The organism is Micromonospora rosaria (genome assembly GCF_001567585.1).
Lineage (GTDB): Bacteria > Actinomycetota > Actinomycetes > Mycobacteriales > Micromonosporaceae > Micromonospora > Micromonospora rosaria.
The window spans coordinates 33,573-50,007 of record NZ_LRQV01000042.1 but is presented as its reverse complement, the minus strand read 5'-3'; the positions used below and the strand labels follow the sequence as shown (position 1 = coordinate 50,007).

Below are 16,435 nucleotides of genomic sequence, written 5' to 3'. Positions count from 1 at the left end.
CCTGGAGATCGCCCGGGTCTACCTGCGGGTCGGCTTCCGCCGGATCGGCACCGCCTGCCTCGCCGAACCCACCGCCGGGCGGCCCTGACCCGCCCGGCGGCTCAGGGGGTGGGCGGCTGCCAGCGGGCGGCGGCCTCGGCGGCGTTGCCGAGCAGTCTCGGGGTGATCGCGCCGAGCGCGGCGTCCCGGGCCCGCAACGCCAGCCGGCCCCGGGTCCGCAGCACCGCCGACATCCGGCGGGTCTGCCGGACCACCGTCGCCGCCCGGGGCCGCCGGGCCCGGTCGTACCGGGCGAGCGCGTCCGGCAGGCTGATCTCCCGGACCAGGCTCTGCAGGGTCGCCGCGTCCTCGAAGGCGAGGCACGCCCCCTGGCCGAGGTGCGGCGGCATGGCGTGTGCGGCGTCACCGAGCAGCACCACGCCCCCCGGGCCGGCCGGGAAGGCGTACGTGCGGGGCAGCGGGCGCAGCTCACGGATCTCGTGCTGCACCAGGGCGCCCGGGTCGGTGGCGTCGAGCAGGTCGCCGATCGGGCCGGGCCAGCCCGCGTACCAACGGCGCAGCAGCGTGAGCTGGGTCTCCGGGGGCTCCGGCCGGGGCGCGCCGGCCGCCGTCGCGGCCCAGTAGACGCCGCCGCGCCGGGTCGAGCCGTGCTCGCCCAGCGGGGCCACCACGAAGCGGTACCCGGCGCCGAGCACCTCCCCGCCGTCCGGGTGGTCCACGGCCGCCTGCGGCGCCCGGTACCAGGGGACCACCGCCGCCCAGGTGGCGCAGCCGGAGCTGACCACGCTGGAGGTGGGGGCGAGGTGCCGGCGGACCACGCTGTCGGTGCCGTCGGCGGCGACGACCAGGTCGGCGGCGAACATCTGCCGACCGTCCCCGACCGCCGGCCGGTCGTCGGGGGTCGCCCGCACCGTCCGGATGGTCACCCCGGTCCGCAGCTCCACCCGGTCGCCGAGGCCCGCGATCAGGGCGTCGTGCAGGTCCTCCCGGTGCACGATCACGGGGGTGCGCTCGGCCGCCGCCGGCCGGGGCTGGACCAGCCAGTGCCCGTCCGGGCGGCGGACCCCACCGTCGGCCAGCGGGGTCGAGATCGCCGCCAGGGCGGTGTCGAGGCCGAGCGCCCGCAGCGCGCGGACCCCGTTGGGCCAGAGCACGACGGCTGTGGGCTCCGGCCGGACCCGGTCGGCCCGCTCCAGCAGGGTGACCCGCCAGCCGGAGCCGGCCAGCGCGCCGGCCACCGCCAGGCCACCCAGTCCGGCCCCGACCACCACCGCGCTACGCATCGCTGCCGCCTCTCCCGCTCAGCTGTCGCGGTCGACGCGCCGGCCGGTGCCACCCTCGGCGGGAGCCCCCGCGTCGGCGGTCGACCCGTCGGCGGCGGGCGCGTCGCCGCTCTCCGTCGGTGCGTCCGGGTCGGCCCCGCGCGCCCGATCCGGTTCGTCGGGCACGGCCCCGGTCTCCTGGTACGCGCGGAACTCGTCCTCGGTGACCGCCCGGTACCCCTCCGGGGCGGTGGACGGCTTCTCCTCCCGCCGGGAGAGGTCGAGCTGGGAGACGTCGCCGCTGGGGCCGGTGGGCACGGGCGCCGCGCCGGCACCGACCGGGATCACGTACTCCCGGGGGCCGCGGACCCGCACGAAGTAGATCAGCGCACCGAGGAAGACCAGGGCGGCGGTCCACACGTTGAGCCGGACGCCGAGGATCCGGTTGGCCTCGTCGGTCCGCATGATCTCGATCCAGAACCGGCCGACGGTGTAGCCCATCACGTACAGGGCGAAGGCCCGGCCCCGGCCGAGGCGCAGCCGCCGGTCGAGCAGCAGCACCATGACGGCGACGCCGACGTTCCACAGCGCCTCGTAGGCGAAGGTCGGGTGGTACAGGCCCGGTTCGAGGATCGGCTGCCCCTGGTCGTCGCGGAGCGCGTGGCCCGGGTTCTGCGGATCCATCCGGTGGATCTCCAGGCCCCACGGGAGCGTGGTCCGCCCGCCGTACAGCTCGTTGTTGAACCAGTTGCCGACCCGGCCGACGGCCTGGGCCAGCGGCAGGCCGGGGGCGAGCGCGTCGGCCACCACCGCGAACGGGATGCCGAGTTGGCGGGCGGCGAACCAGGCGCCGACCGCGCCACCGGCGACCGCGCCCCAGATGCCGAGCCCACCCTCGTGGATGTAGAAGATCTTGATGAGTTCCCCACCGGCGCCGAAGTACTTGTCCGGCGAGGTGATCACGTGGTAGATCCGGGCGCCGATGATGCCGGCGGGCACCGCGTACACCGCGATGTCCAGCACCGCGCCCGGGGCGACGCCGCGCTGGCGCAGCCGCCGCTCGGTGACCCAGCAGGCCACCACGATGCCGAGGATGATGCAGAGCGCGTACGCCCGGAGCGGCACAGGGCCGATCTGCCAGACAGCGGTGCTGGGGCTGGGCAGAGCCGCCTGGGGAGTCAGCGAGGCGAGAGTCACGGGTCAACACGCTACCGTCGCCCGACGCCCCGGCGGCACCCCGGTAGGCCCGCTCGTCGTCAACCGGCCGCTCCCCGACGCCCCGCCGACCACCGCGGGTCCCGCCGACGACCGGCCGGCGAACGGACGGCGAACAGCGCGGCGATCTCCGCCGGTGCGGGCTCACCTGTCCAGGGCAGGGCAGATTGTCCGATCCGGCGGCAACGCCGCCCGATGCCCGGTTCGGCCCCGGTGCGGGGCTTCCGGACCCTTACGGAGGCTTCCGGACCTGCTGCGGGGCTTCCGACACCGGGGCGAGGTCCGGCTCGGCGCGGTGGGATGCCGCCCGGTGGGCGGTGCCGGGCGGGGTCGGTCAGCGGTGCGGCGGGGCAGGGGTGCGGCGGGTCAGCGGTGCGGGTTGCGCACGCCCTCGGCCAGCTCGGCGCTCAGCGTCCGCAGCGCGGCCACGCCGCTGGCCTCGTCCGGGGCGTCGAGCAGGCAGCGGATCAGGGCGCTGCCCACGATCACCCCGTCGGCGTACCCGGCGACCGTGCCGGCCTGCGCGCCGGTGCCGACGCCCAGCCCCACCCCGACCGGCAGGTCGGTGACGGCGCGGACCCGGGAGACCAGGGTCGGCGCGGCGGAGGAGGTCTGCGTCCGGGCCCCGGTGACACCCATCACCGCGGTCGCGTAGACGAAGCCCCGGCAGTGCTCGACGGTCATCGCCAGGCGGGCGTCGGTGGAGGAGGGCGAGACCAGGAACGTCCGGTCGAGCTGGTGGGCGTCCGAGGCGGCCAGCCACTCGTCGGCCTCGTCGGGGATCAGGTCGGGGGTGATCAGGCCGGTGCCCCCGGCGGCGGCCAGGTCCCGGGCGAAGGCGTCCACGCCGTACTGCTCGATCGGGTTCCAGTAGGTCATCGTCACCACCGGCGCGCCGGTGGCCGCGACCGCCTCGACGATGCGCAGGGTGTCCCGGGTCCGTACCCCGCCGGCCAGGGCGATGTCACTGGCCTTCTGGATCACCGGGCCGTCCATCACCGGGTCGGAGTACGGGATCTCCACCTCGATGACGTCGACGCCGGCCTCGACCATCGCGGTCATCGCCGCGATGCTGCCCTCGACCGTCGGGAACCCCGCCGGCATGCAGCCGACCAGCACCGCCCGCCCGTCGGCCCGCGCCTTGTCGAACGCCACCCCGATCCGGCTCACGCCGCCACCTCACTGCGTTCGGCGTCGCCGTGGACGACGACAACGATGGTTCGCTCGCCAGACTCGCTCACGCCGCCACCTCACTACGTGCGGCGTCGACGCGGACCACGACAACGATGGTTCGCTCGCCAAGCTCGCTCACGCGTTCTCCTCCTTGTCGAGGATGCCGAAGTACTCGCCGGCGGTGTGCACGTCCTTGTCGCCCCGGCCGGAGAGGTTGACCACGATGGTGGGCTCCCGGCCCAGGTCGGCGGCGAGCTTCGGGGCGACCTTCAGGGTGCCGGCGAGGGCGTGCGCGCTCTCGATCGCCGGGATGATCCCCTCGGTCCGGCAGAGCAGCTCGAACGCGGCCATCGCCTCGGCGTCGGTCACCGGCAGGTACGTGGCCCGGCCGGTGTCGTGCAGCCAGGCGTGCTCCGGCCCGACCCCCGGGTAGTCCAGCCCGGCGGAGATCGAGTGCGACTCGACGGTCTGCCCGTCGGCGTCCTGGAGCACGTAGGTGCGGGCGCCGTGCAGCACCCCGGAGGTGCCACCGGTGATGCTGGCCGCGTGCCGGCCGGTCTCCACCCCGTCGCCGCCGGCCTCGAAGCCGTACAGCCGCACGTCGGGGTCGCCGACGAAGGCGTGGAAGATGCCCAGCGCGTTGGAGCCGCCGCCCACGCAGGCGGTCACCGCGTCCGGCAGCGCCCCGGTCAGGTCCAGGCACTGCTGCCGCGCCTCGTCACCGATGCCCCGGACGAAGTCACGGACCAGCGCCGGGAACGGGTGCGGCCCGGCCGCCGTGCCGATCAGGTAGTGGGTCTCGTCGACGTTGGCGACCCAGTCCCGCATCGCCTCGTTCATCGCGTCCTTGAGGGTGCGGGACCCGGTGGTGACCGGCACCACGGTGGCGCCGAGCATCCGCATCCGCGCCACGTTGAGCGCCTGCCGCTCGGTGTCCACCTCGCCCATGTAGACGACGCACTCCAGGTCGAACAGGGCGGCGGCGGTGGCGGTGGCGACGCCGTGCTGCCCGGCCCCGGTCTCGGCGATCACCCGTCGCTTGCCCATCCGCCGGGTGAGCAGCGCCTGACCGAGGACGTTGCGCACCTTGTGCGCCCCGGTGTGGTTCAGGTCCTCCCGCTTGAGCAGGACCTTCGCGCCGGCCTGAGCGGAGAACCGGTCGGCGGTGTAGAGCAGCGAGGGGGTGCCGGCGTAGTCCCGCAGCAGCGCGCCGAACTCCGCCCGGAAGGACGTGTCGGCCATCGCCGTCCGGTGCGCCTCACCCAGCTCGTCGAGCGCCGCGACCAGCGCCTCCGGCACGAACCGGCCGCCGAAGCGGCCGAAGTGACCGGTGCCGTCGGGCTGCGCGGTGGCCTCTGCTGCGCGGGCGGGCACGTCGGCGCTCATCGGGTGCTCCTGATCCTCTCGGTCGTCGCGGGGTGGACGCTCACCGCACCGGCCGGGGCGTGGCCGGGTGGTTGCCGGCGTTGACCAGCTCGGCCACCGCCTCCCGGGGGCTCTTCTGGGTGACCAGGCCCTCGCCGACCAGCACCGCGTCCGCGCCCGCCGAGGCGTACCGGATGAGGTCGTGCGGACCCCGCACGCCCGACTCGGCGATCTTGACGACGTTGCTCGGCAGGCCGGGCGCGATCCGCTCGAACACCGACCGGTCCACCTGAAGGGTACGCAGGTCACGGGCGTTGACCCCGATCACCTGGGCACCGGCCTCCAGGGCCCGGTCGGCCTCCTCCTCGGTGTGCACCTCGACCAGCGCGGTCATGCCCAGCGACTCGATCCGCTCCAGGAGGCCGACCAGCACGTTCTGCTCCAGCGCGGCGACGATCAGCAGGACCAGGTCCGCCCCGTGCGCCCGCGCCTCGTGCACCTGGTAGCTGGAGACCACGAAGTCCTTGCGCAGCACCGGCACCCGGACGGCGGCCCGGACCGCGGCGAGGTCGTCGAGGGAGCCGCCGAACCAGCGCCCCTCGGTCAGCACGCTGATCGCCCGCGCCCCACCGGAGGCGTACTGCCCGGCCAGGTCGGCCGGGTCGGCGATCTCCGCCAGCCGCCCCTTGGACGGCGAGGAGCGCTTCACCTCGGCGATCACGGCCACGCCGGGCTTGCGCAGCGCCGCGTACGCGTCCAACGGCGGCGGCGCGGCGGCGGCCAGTTCGCGGATCCGCTCCAGCGGAACCTGCTCCTGCCGTCGGGCGACGTCCTCGCGGACACCGGCCAGGATCTCGTCGAGCACGCTAGCGGGCGCCGCCGGACCGGCCTCGTCCCCCTCCGCGTGCCCATGCTCAGCAGTCACCAACGGACTCCCCTCTCCGGGCGTCATGGGCCGATGCTAGGTGGCGCCACCTGGCGAAGACCGCCGGGGGTATGGCGCTGCTCACGAGACGGGCTGGGGCATAATGGCCGACCTCCGGTGAACGAGATGTCACCCAGCGCCACCGCCCCCATCGACCTTCGTCACCCACCCGGACCGACCGTGAGCGTCGCGTCGTCGACCACCACATCACTGCCTCCATCATCGCCGGCCGGCGAGCACGGCGCAGTGCAATCATGATTGTCGATGCTGTGACGAAGATCAAGGAAGCCCGGCGCGGTGCGGCCCGTTGCCCCGGAGGGACAGTTGACCCGTCGGTCACCATGGTGAAACGTGCGGCCGGCAGCATACGGACGCGGCAGACTCGACGGCGTGCCTGCCCACGTCGACCCACTTCTCGTACGGGGTGAGACATGAGTGCGGAGAAGCCCAACCCGATCGGCCTGACCACCGTCTCCCGGACCGTCGCGTCGCTGGCCGCCGGGATGGTGCACACGGTGGAACGCGCCGTGGTCGGCGAGGCCCGGATCCGGACCGCCCAGGGCAACGCCTGGGAGGCGGTCTGCGCCGACCGGGCCCGCGCCGACCGCCGCGCCGAACTGGACCGGATGGTGGCCGAGCTGGCCGCCGCCCGCGCCGACCGCGCCACCACGCCGCAGCGGCAACCGGTCGGCTGACCGGCTCGGCCCGCGGTCGGTCGGCTGACCGGCTCGGCCCGCGTGACCGGGTCGGTCCGCGACCGTCGACTGACGGGTCAGCCGGCGGTCGGGTCCTCGCCCCGGTCCAGCGCGTCCCACGCCTCGACGGTGCGCCGCCCGGTCACCGGGCCGGCCCGCTCCGCCGCCGGCGCCGACGTGGCCGGGGCCCCACGCACCGGCCGCTCGTACCGGGCCCCCATCGCCGGCCAGCGGTGCCCCCGCAGCAGGGTGAGCAGGCCGCCCAGCCCGATCAGCACCCCGCCGACCAGGCACAGCGCCGGCCACTGCCGGCTCGGCTCGCCGCCGGTCTCGACGACCAGCCCGTAGCCGCCGCCGGCCGCCACCGCCGCGCCGAGCGCCAGCAGCAGCGCACCGAGCAGCCGCCGGACCCGCCCCCGGGTGGCCAGCACCGCGCCGCCGCCGGCCAGCGCCACCAGCGCCAGCGCCGGCACCCAGGGCACCAGTCCCACCCCGGTACGCCCCTCGCGCAACGCGGGCAGCGGCACCGGACGGACGGTCACCTCCACCGACCAGGTCCGGGTCGCCGCCCACACCGCCAGGCCCGCCCCGGCCAGGCAGAGCAGCACCGCGTACGCCAGGTCGCGCCGGCCGGGATCGGGCGTCCCGGCGGCGGCGGTCGCCGGGGAGGTCGGCGCGCTGCCGTCGCCGTCGGGAGCCGGGGCCCCGCCGGGTGTGGCCCCGGTCGGGTCGGTGCCGGTCACCGGGCGGGCCGCAGGGTCTCGGCGGCGGCGATCGCGGCCAGCACGGCGGCGGCCTTGTTTCGGGTCTCCTGGTCCTCGGCGGCCGGGTCGGAGTCGGCCACCACCCCCGCCCCGGCCTGCACGTACGCGCGGGCGTCGCGGATCAGCGCGGTCCGGATGGCGATCGCCATGTCCAGGTCGCCACCGAAGCCGAAGTACCCGACCGTGCCGCCGTACAGGCCGCGCCGGGCCGGTTCCAGCTCCTCGATGATCTCCATGGCGCGGACCTTCGGGGCCCCGGAGAGGGTGCCCGCCGGGAACGTCGCGGCCAGCGCGTCGAAGGCGGTACGGTCCGGGCGCAGCGTGCCGACCACGGTCGAGACGATGTGCATGACGTGGCTGTACCGCTCGATGGTGGCGAACTCCGGCACCTCGACGCTGCCCGGCAGGCAGACCCGGCCCAGGTCGTTGCGGCCCAGGTCGACCAGCATCACGTGCTCGGCGCGTTCCTTCGGGTCGGCCAGCAGCTCGGCGGCGAGCCGGGCGTCCTGCGCGGGCGTGCCGCCCCGGGGACGGGTGCCGGCGATCGGGTGCAGCAGGGCCCGCCGCTGCCCGTCGGCGGTCGCGGTCACCTTGAGGTGCGCCTCCGGCGAGGAGCCGACCACGTCGAACCCGTCGAAGCGCAGCAGGTACATGTACGGGCTGGGGTTGGTGGTGCGCAGCACCCGGTACACGTCGAGGGGGTCGGCGTGGGTGGCCCGTTCGAAGCGCTGGGAGAGCACGATCTGGAAGCACTCCCCGGCCCGGATCGCCTCCTTGGCCGCCTCCACCGCCTTCGGGTACCCGCCGGCCGGGGTCCGGGCGACCACCTCGCCGGCCGGCGGGCGCTCGACCGTGGAGATCATCGGCGGGATCGGGCGGGACAGCGCGGTGGTCATCGCGTCCAGCCGCCCCACCGCGTGGTGGTACGCGGCGGTGACCTCGGCGGCCCGGTCCGGCGCGTCCGACGGGGGCAGGACGGCGTTGGCGACCAGGATCGCCGAGCCCTCGTAGTGGTCCAGCACCACCAGGTCGGTGGCGAGCATCATGCCCAGCTCGGGCACGCCCAGGTCGTCGCGGGTCAGCTCGGGCAGCTTCTCGAACCGGCGGACGAAGTCGTAGGCGAGGTAGCCGACCATGCCGCCGGTCAGCGGCGGCAGCCCGCTCGCCGGGTCCTGCGCCGGGCCGGCGAGCGCGTCGACGGTGGCCCGCAGCACGGTCACCGGGTCGCCGGTGGTGGGCAGCCCGGCCGGCGGCTGGCCGGTCCAGGTCGCCACGCCGTCCCGTTCGACCAGGGTGGCGCTGCTGCGCACGCCGATGAAGGAGTACCGGGACCAGGCCAGCCCGGCCGAGCCGGCGCCCTGCTCGGCGGACTCCAGCAGGAAGGTGCCCGGCCCGCCGGCGAGCTTGCGGTAGACCCCGACCGGGGTCTCCGCGTCGGCGAGCAGCCGCCGGACGACCGGCACCACCCGCCAGCGGCCGGCCAGCTCGGTGAAGGTGGTCAGGTCGGGGCTGACCGCGCCGTCGGTCACGATCCCGCCCCGGTGACGCCGCCGGTGACCGGCAACTCGGTGTGGAAGCAGGTCCGCTCGCCGGTGTGGCAGGCCACGCCGACCTGGTCCACGCTGACCAGCAGCGCGTCCCCGTCGCAGTCCAGCGCCACCGAGTGGACGTACTGGTGGTGCCCGGAGGTGTCGCCCTTGACCCAGTACTCCTGCCGGCTGCGCGACCAGTAGGTGGCCCGGCCGGTGGTCAGGGTCAGGTGCAGGGCCTCATCGTCCATCCAGCCGACCATCAGCACCTCGCCGGTGTCGTACTGGCGGACCACGGCGGCGACCAGGCCGTCGGCGTCGCGCTTGAGCCGGGCCGCGACGGCCGGGTCGAGCCGGGACGGGCGGGCCGTGCCGGCGGGCGTCGGCCCCGTGGGGCTGGGGTGGGCGCCGGTCACCGGCGCGTCAGGTACGGGCACAGTGACCCATTGTCCGCACCCACCCGGGTCCCCGGCCACCCGGCCCACCGGGCCTCGTCCGGGCTGCCCGTTCGGGCGTCATCGCACGACAACCCGTTGCGGAGGGCCGGGGAACTCACCTACCGTTGAATTCAACACCCGACGAGTTCATCCGGAGGTCCCGATGGCGACCACGGCCACCCCGACGGACACCGCCATCGACGTGCGCGACCTGGTGGTCGAGCGGGGTGGGCGCCGGGTCCTCGACGGGGTGAGCTGCGCCGTCGGGCGGGGCACCGTCACCGGGCTGCTCGGGCCCAGCGGCAGCGGCAAGACCACCCTGATGCGGGCGGTGGTCGGGGTGCAGACGATCCGCGCCGGCCGGGTCACCGTCCTCGGCCGACCCGCCGGCAGCCCCGCGCTGCGCCGCACGGTCGGGTACCTGACCCAGGCGCCGAGCGTCTACGCCGACCTCACCGTGCGGGAGAACGCCCGGTACTTCGCCGCGCTGCACGGCCGGGGCCGGGCCGAGGCCGACCGGGCCGTCGCCGACGTCGGGCTGGCCGACGCCGCCGGGCAACTGGTCGCCACCCTCTCCGGCGGCCAACGCAGCCGCGCCTCGCTGGCCTGCGTGCTGGTCGGCCGCCCCGAGCTGGTGGTGCTGGACGAGCCGACCGTCGGGCAGGACCCGGTGCTGCGCGCCGAGCTGTGGACGAGGTTCCACGCCATGGCGGCCGAGGGCACCACGCTGCTGGTCTCCAGCCACGTGATGGACGAGGCGGCCCGCTGCGACCGGCTGCTGCTCGTCCGCGAGGGGCGGCTGGTCGCCGACGACACCCCGGCCGCGGTACGCGCCCGCACCGGCACCGACGACCTGGAGGAGGCGTTCCTGCGGCTGATCCGCGCCAGCGAGGACCACCCGCCGGACCGGCGTGCCCCGCACCCGCAGCGGCCGGACGACACCCGCGCGGCGCAGCGGCGCCGGCCCGGCCGGGAGGAGACCTCGTGAGCCCGCGCATCCTGGCCGCCACCACCGGCCGCATCCTGCGCCAGCTCCGGCACGACCGGCGGACCGTGGTGCTGCTGGTGGTGGTCCCGACGGTGCTGCTGGTGCTGATCCACGCCATGTACGCCGACCAGCCCACCCCGCCCGGCCAGCGGTCGCTGTTCGACCAGGTGGCCCTGGTGATGCTCGGCTTCTTCCCGTTCGTGGTCATGTTCCTGGTGACCAGCATCGCGATGCTGCGCGAGCGGACCAGCGGCACCCTGGAACGGCTGCTCACCACCCCGCTGCGCCGGCTGGACCTGCTCTTCGGGTACGGCATCGCGTTCGGCCTGGCCGGCGCGGTGCAGGCGGGTATCGCCTCGGCGGCGGCGTACTGGCTGCTCGGCCTCCGGACCGCCGGCAGCATCCGGCTGGTGGTGCTGATCGCCGCGGTCAACGCGGTGCTGGCGGTGGCGCTCGGCCTGCTGTGCAGCGCGTTCGCCCGGACCGAGTTCCAGGCGGTGCAGTTCATGCCGGTGGTGGTGCTGCCGCAGGTGCTGCTCTGCGGGCTCTTCGTGCCGCGCGGGCAGATGGCCGGCTGGTTGCAGGCGATCAGCGACGTGCTCCCCCTGTCGTACGCGGTGGAGGCCCTCCAGGAGGTCGGCGCGCACGCCGAGCCGACCGGTCTGATGTGGCGGGACCTGGTGATCGTCGCCGGGTCGGCGGTGGTGGCCCTGGTCCTGGCGGCGGCGACCCTGCGCCGCCGAAGCGGATGAGCGGCGGCGACGACTCACCGCAGCGGATGAGCGGCGGCGGCGACTCACCGAAGCGGATGAGCGGCGGCGACTCACCGGAGCGGGTGAGCGGAGGCGGCGGCCCGGCGGGGCGCGGGACGCGCCGCACCGGGCGGCGACCCGGCAACCCGGACACCCGGGAGGCGATCCTCGACGCGGCGCGGACGCTCTTCGCCGAACGCGGCTACGACGGGGCGTCGATCCGGGCGGTCGCCGCCACGGCCGGGGTGGACCCGGCGCTGGTGCACCACTACTTCGGCGCCAAGGACCGGCTCTTCCTGGCCGCCCTGGACGCGCCGGCCGATCCCGCCGCGGTCATCCCGCAGGTGACCGCCGGTGATCCGGCGGGCCTCGGCGAGCGGCTGGTCCGACTCTTCCTGACGGTGTGGGACTCGCCGGCCGGGGCCGGCGCGGTGGCCCTGCTGCGCTCCAGCATGACCAACGACCGGACCGCCCGGATGCTGCGCGACTTCCTGGTCACCCAGGTGCTGCGCCGGCTGCTGGAGCACCTCGACACCGACCCGGCCGAGCTGTCGCTGCGCGGCTCCCTGGTGGCGGGGCAGTTGGTCGGGCTGGCCGTGACCCGGTACGTGCTCCGGTTGGAGCCGGTCGCGTCGGCGTCGCCGGAGACGCTGGTGGCCGCCGTCGGTCCCGCCGTCCACCGGTACCTCACCGGCGACCTGACCTGAGCCGGGCGCGGGTGGGGCGGGGCCCGGCGCGGGGCGGTCAGTCGGGGGTGCGGGTGGCGCGGGCCCGGCAGAGCACCGGGTGCAGGGCGCGGGCCAGCTCGCCCGGGTGGTCCACCGGGTGCGGGAAGGCCAGCCGGAGCTGGTGGCGCTCCGGCACCGGCCCGTACGCGACGACCAGGCCGTACCGGTCCACCCGGACCGGCCGGACCGGACCGGCCGGGGCCGCGTGGCCGAGCTGCCGCCGGACGTACCCGGTGACCTCCGCGCCGTGGTGATCGGCGAGGTCGGCGAGCACCTGCGCCTCGACCGGGTGCAGCGGGTCCGGCTCGGCGGCGGCGTACTCCTCGGGGTCGACGCGCAGCACGGTGTCGGCGCGTTCCAGCCGGGCCTCGGCCACCTCGAAGCGGTAGAGCCGGAACCGGGTGCCGACGTCGAGCAGGTCCCCGGTCGGGGCCGCGTCGGCGAAGTCCAGGGTGGCCTGCCGCTGCGCGTCGTCGCGCAGCCGGGTGGCCCAACCGGAGACCCAGGCCCGGCCCAGCGACGGGGCCCCGGCGACGGGCGGCAGGTCGAGCACGTCGAGGACCACGGCGACGTCGTCCCCGGCCACCGGCTCCAACGCGACGGAGAGGTCGCTGACCACCGGTACGAGCATCAGGAGCTGCCCGTCCGGGTCGGTGATGTGCCGGACGTGGTGCGGGCCGGGGCGGTGCGCGACGTGGGCGAGCGCGGGCAGCCGCCCGGCCACCAGGGTACGGACGAGTTCGGCGGGGCTGGGCCGCACGAGGGCGGGGCTGGGGCGCACGGCGCACCTCCGGAAGTAGGTTAGGCTTACCTAACTCGCACCCTAGAGCACCGACCCCGTCCACGTCCACGCACCCGCCCCGGCAGCCGCCCCCGCCTCACCGGGTCTGCTCCAGCCAGGAGGCGTAGAGCAGGGCGTACACCGACTCCGGGTCGCGCAGCAGCTCGTCGTGCGGGCCCCGCTGGACGATCCGGCCCCGGTCCACCACGATCACCTCGTCGGCCGCCTGCGCGGTGGAGAGCCGGTGCGCGATCGCCAGGGTGGTCCGGCCCCGGGTCACCGCGTCCAGGGTGCGTTGCAGGCGGACCTCGGTCGCCGGGTCCACGGCGCTGGTCGCCTCGTCGAGGACCAGCAGGTCCGGGTCGGCGACGTAGGCGCGGGCCAGCGCGACGAGCTGCCGCTCCCCCACGCTCAGCGCCTCCCCGCGCTCCCCCACCGGGGTGTCCAGCCCGGCCGGCAGGCCGTCCAGCCAGTCGGCCAGGCCGAGCTCGGTGAAGGCCGCGACGAGCTGCTCGTCGGTCAGCTCCGGGCGGGCGAACCGGACGTTCTCCCCCACCGTGGCGTCGAACAGGAAGCCGTCCTGCGGCACCATCACCACCCGGGAGCGCAGCGAGCCGAACCGGACCTGCCGCAGCGGCACGCCGGAGAGCAGCACCTCCCCGGTGCTCGGGTCCATCAGCCGGGTGAGCAGCTTGGCGAAGGTGGTCTTGCCGCTGCCGGTCTCGCCGACCACCGCCACCCGGCTCTTGGCCACGATCTCCAGGTCGACGTCGTGCAGCACCCGCGCCCCGCCCGGGTACGCGAACGACACCCCGGCGAAGCGGACGTCCAGCGGCCCCGCCGGCAGGTCCCGCCCCTGCGCGCCCGGGTCGGCCACGTCCGGGGCGACGTCGAGCACGTCCAGCACCCGCCGCCAGCCGGCGATCGCGTTCTGCGCCTCGTTGAGCACCTCGGTGGCGATCTGCACCGGCTGGATGAAGAGCGTCACCAGGAACAGGAACGCGGTGAGCTGCCCGACGGAGAGCGTGCCGTCCACCCCGAGGGTCACCCCCAGCACCACCACCCCGGCCAGCGCCAGCCCGGCGGCCAGTTCCCCGACGGAGCTGCCCAGCACGCTGATCCGGATCGCCCGCTGCTGGGCCCGCCGCTGGCTGTCGATGGCCTCGTCGAGCCGGCGGGCGGTCCGCCCGGCGATGCCGTACGCCCGGATCACCGGCGCGCCGACCACGCTCTCCCCGATGGCCGCCAGCAACGTGCCCATCCGCTGCCGGACCACCCCGTACGCCGCGCCGAGGCGCCGCTGGAGCACCCGGATGACCAGCACCGCCGGCCCGAAGGCGGCGAACACCACCAGGGTCAACTGCCAGGAGTACGCCAGCATCACGGCGGTGGTGACCACCAGTTGACCGAGGTTGACCAGCAGCAGCACCCCGCCCCACTGGAGGAACTGGGTGATCTGGTCGACGTCGCTGGTCACCCGGGAGACCAGCGAGCCGCGCCGCTCGCTCTGCTGGTGCAGCATGGACAGGTCGTGCACGTGCCGGAACGCCCGGGTCCGCACGTTGGCCAGCGCCGTCTCGCTGACCACGAAGAGCCGGCGGGTCATCAGGTACCCGCAGGTGGTGGTGACCACCAGCACGGCGGTGGTGAGCAGCACGACCGTGGCGATCACGTCCAGGTCCGGGCCGCCGGGCACGGTCAGCCCCCGGTCGATGCCCTGCTGGACGGCGACCGGCACGGCCACCCGGCCGACCATGTACACCAGCGCCAGGGCCAGCGTGCCGGCCAGCCCGACCCGCAGCTCCGGGGAGAGGGCCAGGCCCCGGCGCAGCGTCTGCCAGGTCGACGCGGACTCCGTCGGCGGGGACTGCCGCCGGTCGGTGGTCGTCGTCGCGGTCACCGGTCCACCTCCACGTCCAGACCCGAGTTCAGCGGGATCACCGGTTCGTACGGCCGGGGTGGGCCGCCGGGGCCGCCGGCCTGCTCCCCCTCGGCCTCCGCCTGTTCGTACGCGGTCACCAGGTCGGCGTACCCGGGCACGGTGGCGAGCAGCTCGGGATGGGTGCCCCGGGCGACCACCCGGCCCTGTTCGAGGTAGATCACCTCGTCGGCGAGGGCGATGGTCGCCCGCCGGTACGCCACCACCAGGATCGAGGTGGCCGGGGTGTCCGGGTCGCCCGAGCGAAGCCCGGCCAGGATCGCCGCCTCGACCCGGGGGTCGACCGCGCTGGTGGCGTCGTCGAGCACCAGCAGCCGGGGCCGGCCGGCCAGCGCGCGGGCCAGGGTGAGCCGCTGCCGCTGCCCGCCGGAGAGGGACGCGCCCCGCTCGCCGACCATGGTGTCCAGCCCGTCCGGCAGCGCCGCGACGAAGCCGTCCGCCTCGGCCAGCCGCAGCGCCGCCCAGACCTCCTCGTCGCCGATGCCCGGCCGGTCCAGGGCGATGTTGGCCCGGACCGTGTCGTCGAAGACGAACGGCACCTGGGCCACCAGGGCGACGGTCCCGGCCAGCGACCCGGCGGTGAGCCGCCGCACGTCCACCCCGTCCAGGGTGACCGTGCCGGAGCGGGCGTCGACCAGCCGGACGGCCAGCGAGGCGATGGTGGACTTCCCGGCGCCGGTCGGCCCGACCAGCGCCACGGTCCGGCCGGCGGGCACGGTGAAGGTCACCTCCCCGAGCACCTGGGTGCCCGGCAGGTGCGCCTCGGCCGGCTCGTAGGCGAAGTGGACGTCGGCGAAGCCGAGCGTGGCCGGACGCGGGTCGGCCGGGTCCAGCGTCACGTCCCCGTACGGCATCTCGCCGGTGGCGTCGAGGACCCGGCGGACCCGCTCCCAGCCGGCGACGCTGCGCGGCAGCTCGGCCAGCACCCAGCCGATGGCCCGCACCGGGAAGGCCAGCACGGTGAAGAGGAACGCCACGCTGACCAGCTCGGTGACGGTGATCGCGCCCTGCCGCAGCCGGACCGCGCCGACCACCAGCACGGCCAGGGTGCCGAGGCTGGGCAGGGTCTCCAGCAGCGGGTCGAAGAGCCCGCGCAGCCGGCCGACGGAGATCAGCGCGTCCCGGAGCTGCCCGGTGCGGGCGGCGAAGCGCGCGGTCTCCTGCGCCTCACGGCCCATCGTCTTGACCACCAGGGCGCCGTCGAAGCTCTCGTGGGCGATGCCGGAGACCTCGGCCCGCAGCCGCTGGGCGCGCTGCTGCCGGGGCGCCATCCGCCGGGAGTAGACGACGTTGAGCGTGAACAGCGCCGGGAACACGGCGAGCCCGACCAGGGCCAGCGCCCAGTCGGTGACGAAGAGCGAGATGATCGCCCCGACCAGCATCACCAGCGTGCCGACCGCGAAGGGCAGCGGCGCGATCGGGTGCCAGGCGGCCTCGACGTCGGAGTTCGCGTTGGACAGCAGGGTCCCGGTGGCGTTGCGCTGGTGCCAGGAGAGCGGGAGGTCCAGGTACCGCCGGGTCACCCGGCGCCGGTACGCGGCCTGGAGCCGGAACTGCATGAAGCCGGCCCCGAGCCGACGACCGAAGATGCCCACCACCCGCAGCACGCTCAGGCCGAACAGGGCCGCCGCGGCCAGCGCCAGCGCGCCGACGGCCACCGACCCACGGGCGATGGCCGGCACCACCACGTCCCCGACCACCGCGCCGACCACGTACGCGCTGGCGATCACCATCACGCCGAACACCACGCTGCCGGCGACCGCCACCGCGAAGATCCTCGGCTGTTCCCGGATCGCCAGCCCGAGGACCGACAGCCCCCGCCGGAGCACATCCCGACTCGCCCTGCTCGCCACGCTTTCCCCCGCCGTAAGTTGCCCGTACC

Annotated in this window: 14 protein-coding genes and 1 pseudogene; 4 read left to right on the top strand and 11 right to left on the bottom strand. The window is 75.5% G+C overall.

The features are described from left to right. Nucleotides 1-101: 101 nt before the first annotated feature. The 5 genes from AWW66_RS13960 to trpC all read right to left on the bottom strand — a co-directional run bounded on the left by AWW66_RS13960 (nucleotide 102) and on the right by trpC (nucleotide 5,880). Nucleotides 102-1,283, bottom strand: coding sequence for an FAD-dependent oxidoreductase (locus tag AWW66_RS13960; protein WP_067365341.1), 1,182 nt, complete (start codon nucleotides 1,281-1,283; stop codon nucleotides 102-104). An 18-nt stretch (nucleotides 1,284-1,301) separates the two neighbouring features. Next, nucleotides 1,302-2,459 (bottom strand): prolipoprotein diacylglyceryl transferase, encoded by a 1,158-nt coding sequence (gene lgt / locus AWW66_RS13955; protein ID WP_083978476.1) that lies wholly within the window; start codon nucleotides 2,457-2,459, stop codon nucleotides 1,302-1,304. A 384-nt stretch (nucleotides 2,460-2,843) separates the two neighbouring features. Then, nucleotides 2,844-3,647: a tryptophan synthase subunit alpha gene (trpA, locus tag AWW66_RS13950; protein ID WP_067365338.1), complete on the bottom strand. Its 804-nt coding sequence runs from the start codon at nucleotides 3,645-3,647 to the stop codon at nucleotides 2,844-2,846. A 138-nt stretch (nucleotides 3,648-3,785) separates the two neighbouring features. After that, the gene (gene trpB / locus AWW66_RS13945) at nucleotides 3,786-5,036 is read right to left on the bottom strand and encodes a tryptophan synthase subunit beta (RefSeq protein ID WP_067365335.1); all 1,251 of its coding nucleotides are present in this window, start codon (nucleotides 5,034-5,036) and stop codon (nucleotides 3,786-3,788) included. Nucleotides 5,037-5,076: 40 nt separating this feature from the next. Beyond that, entirely contained in the window at nucleotides 5,077-5,880 is an 804-nt protein-coding gene (trpC, locus tag AWW66_RS13940; protein WP_211271943.1) for an indole-3-glycerol phosphate synthase TrpC, read from the bottom strand. Between the two features lie 491 nt (nucleotides 5,881-6,371). On the opposite strand from trpC, the gene AWW66_RS13935 reads away from it, so the two are divergent. Continuing rightward, the gene (locus AWW66_RS13935; protein ID WP_067365329.1) at nucleotides 6,372-6,635 is read left to right on the top strand and encodes a hypothetical protein; all 264 of its coding nucleotides are present in this window, start codon (nucleotides 6,372-6,374) and stop codon (nucleotides 6,633-6,635) included. Between the two features lie 77 nt (nucleotides 6,636-6,712). On the opposite strand, the gene AWW66_RS13930 is transcribed toward AWW66_RS13935, so the two are convergent. The 3 genes from AWW66_RS13930 to hisI form a co-directional block, all read right to left on the bottom strand. Then, nucleotides 6,713-7,255, bottom strand: a complete 543-nt coding sequence (locus tag AWW66_RS13930; protein ID WP_067365359.1) for a Trp biosynthesis-associated membrane protein — start codon at nucleotides 7,253-7,255, stop codon at nucleotides 6,713-6,715. A 119-nt stretch (nucleotides 7,256-7,374) separates the two neighbouring features. Beyond that, nucleotides 7,375-8,928, bottom strand: coding sequence for an anthranilate synthase component I (locus AWW66_RS13925; protein WP_067365326.1), 1,554 nt, complete (start codon nucleotides 8,926-8,928; stop codon nucleotides 7,375-7,377). Further along, nucleotides 8,925-9,365, bottom strand: a complete 441-nt coding sequence (hisI, locus tag AWW66_RS13920) for a phosphoribosyl-AMP cyclohydrolase (RefSeq protein WP_067365323.1) — start codon at nucleotides 9,363-9,365, stop codon at nucleotides 8,925-8,927. Before hisI ends, AWW66_RS13925 begins: the two co-directional genes overlap by 4 nt. A 163-nt stretch (nucleotides 9,366-9,528) precedes the next feature. Here hisI and AWW66_RS13915 point away from each other — a divergent pair. The 3 genes and pseudogenes from AWW66_RS13915 to AWW66_RS13905 form a co-directional block, all read left to right on the top strand. Further along, nucleotides 9,529-10,257, top strand: a pseudogene (locus AWW66_RS13915) (ABC transporter ATP-binding protein); the annotation flags it as partial. A 92-nt stretch (nucleotides 10,258-10,349) separates the two neighbouring features. Further along, entirely contained in the window at nucleotides 10,350-11,105 is a 756-nt protein-coding gene (locus AWW66_RS13910) for an ABC transporter permease (protein WP_067365321.1), read from the top strand. Next, on the top strand, nucleotides 11,102-11,812 hold the full coding sequence (locus AWW66_RS13905; RefSeq protein ID WP_245648270.1) for a TetR/AcrR family transcriptional regulator: 711 nt from the start codon (nucleotides 11,102-11,104) through the stop codon (nucleotides 11,810-11,812). The genes AWW66_RS13910 and AWW66_RS13905 overlap by 4 nt, the downstream gene beginning before the upstream one ends. A 37-nt stretch (nucleotides 11,813-11,849) precedes the next feature. On the opposite strand, the gene AWW66_RS13900 is transcribed toward AWW66_RS13905, so the two are convergent. The 3 genes from AWW66_RS13900 to AWW66_RS13890 all read right to left on the bottom strand — a co-directional run bounded on the left by AWW66_RS13900 (nucleotide 11,850) and on the right by AWW66_RS13890 (nucleotide 16,406). Further along, nucleotides 11,850-12,593: a DUF2470 domain-containing protein gene (locus tag AWW66_RS13900; RefSeq protein WP_067365318.1), complete on the bottom strand. Its 744-nt coding sequence runs from the start codon at nucleotides 12,591-12,593 to the stop codon at nucleotides 11,850-11,852. 118 nt (nucleotides 12,594-12,711) lie between these two features. After that, nucleotides 12,712-14,514 carry an ABC transporter ATP-binding protein gene (locus AWW66_RS13895; RefSeq protein ID WP_067365315.1) on the bottom strand — a complete coding sequence of 601 codons (1,803 nt, stop codon included), beginning with the start codon at nucleotides 14,512-14,514 and terminating at the stop codon, nucleotides 12,712-12,714. After that, on the bottom strand, nucleotides 14,511-16,406 hold the full coding sequence (locus AWW66_RS13890; protein ID WP_067365312.1) for an ABC transporter ATP-binding protein: 1,896 nt from the start codon (nucleotides 16,404-16,406) through the stop codon (nucleotides 14,511-14,513). The genes AWW66_RS13895 and AWW66_RS13890 overlap by 4 nt, the downstream gene beginning before the upstream one ends. Nucleotides 16,407-16,435: the final 29 nt, after the last annotated feature.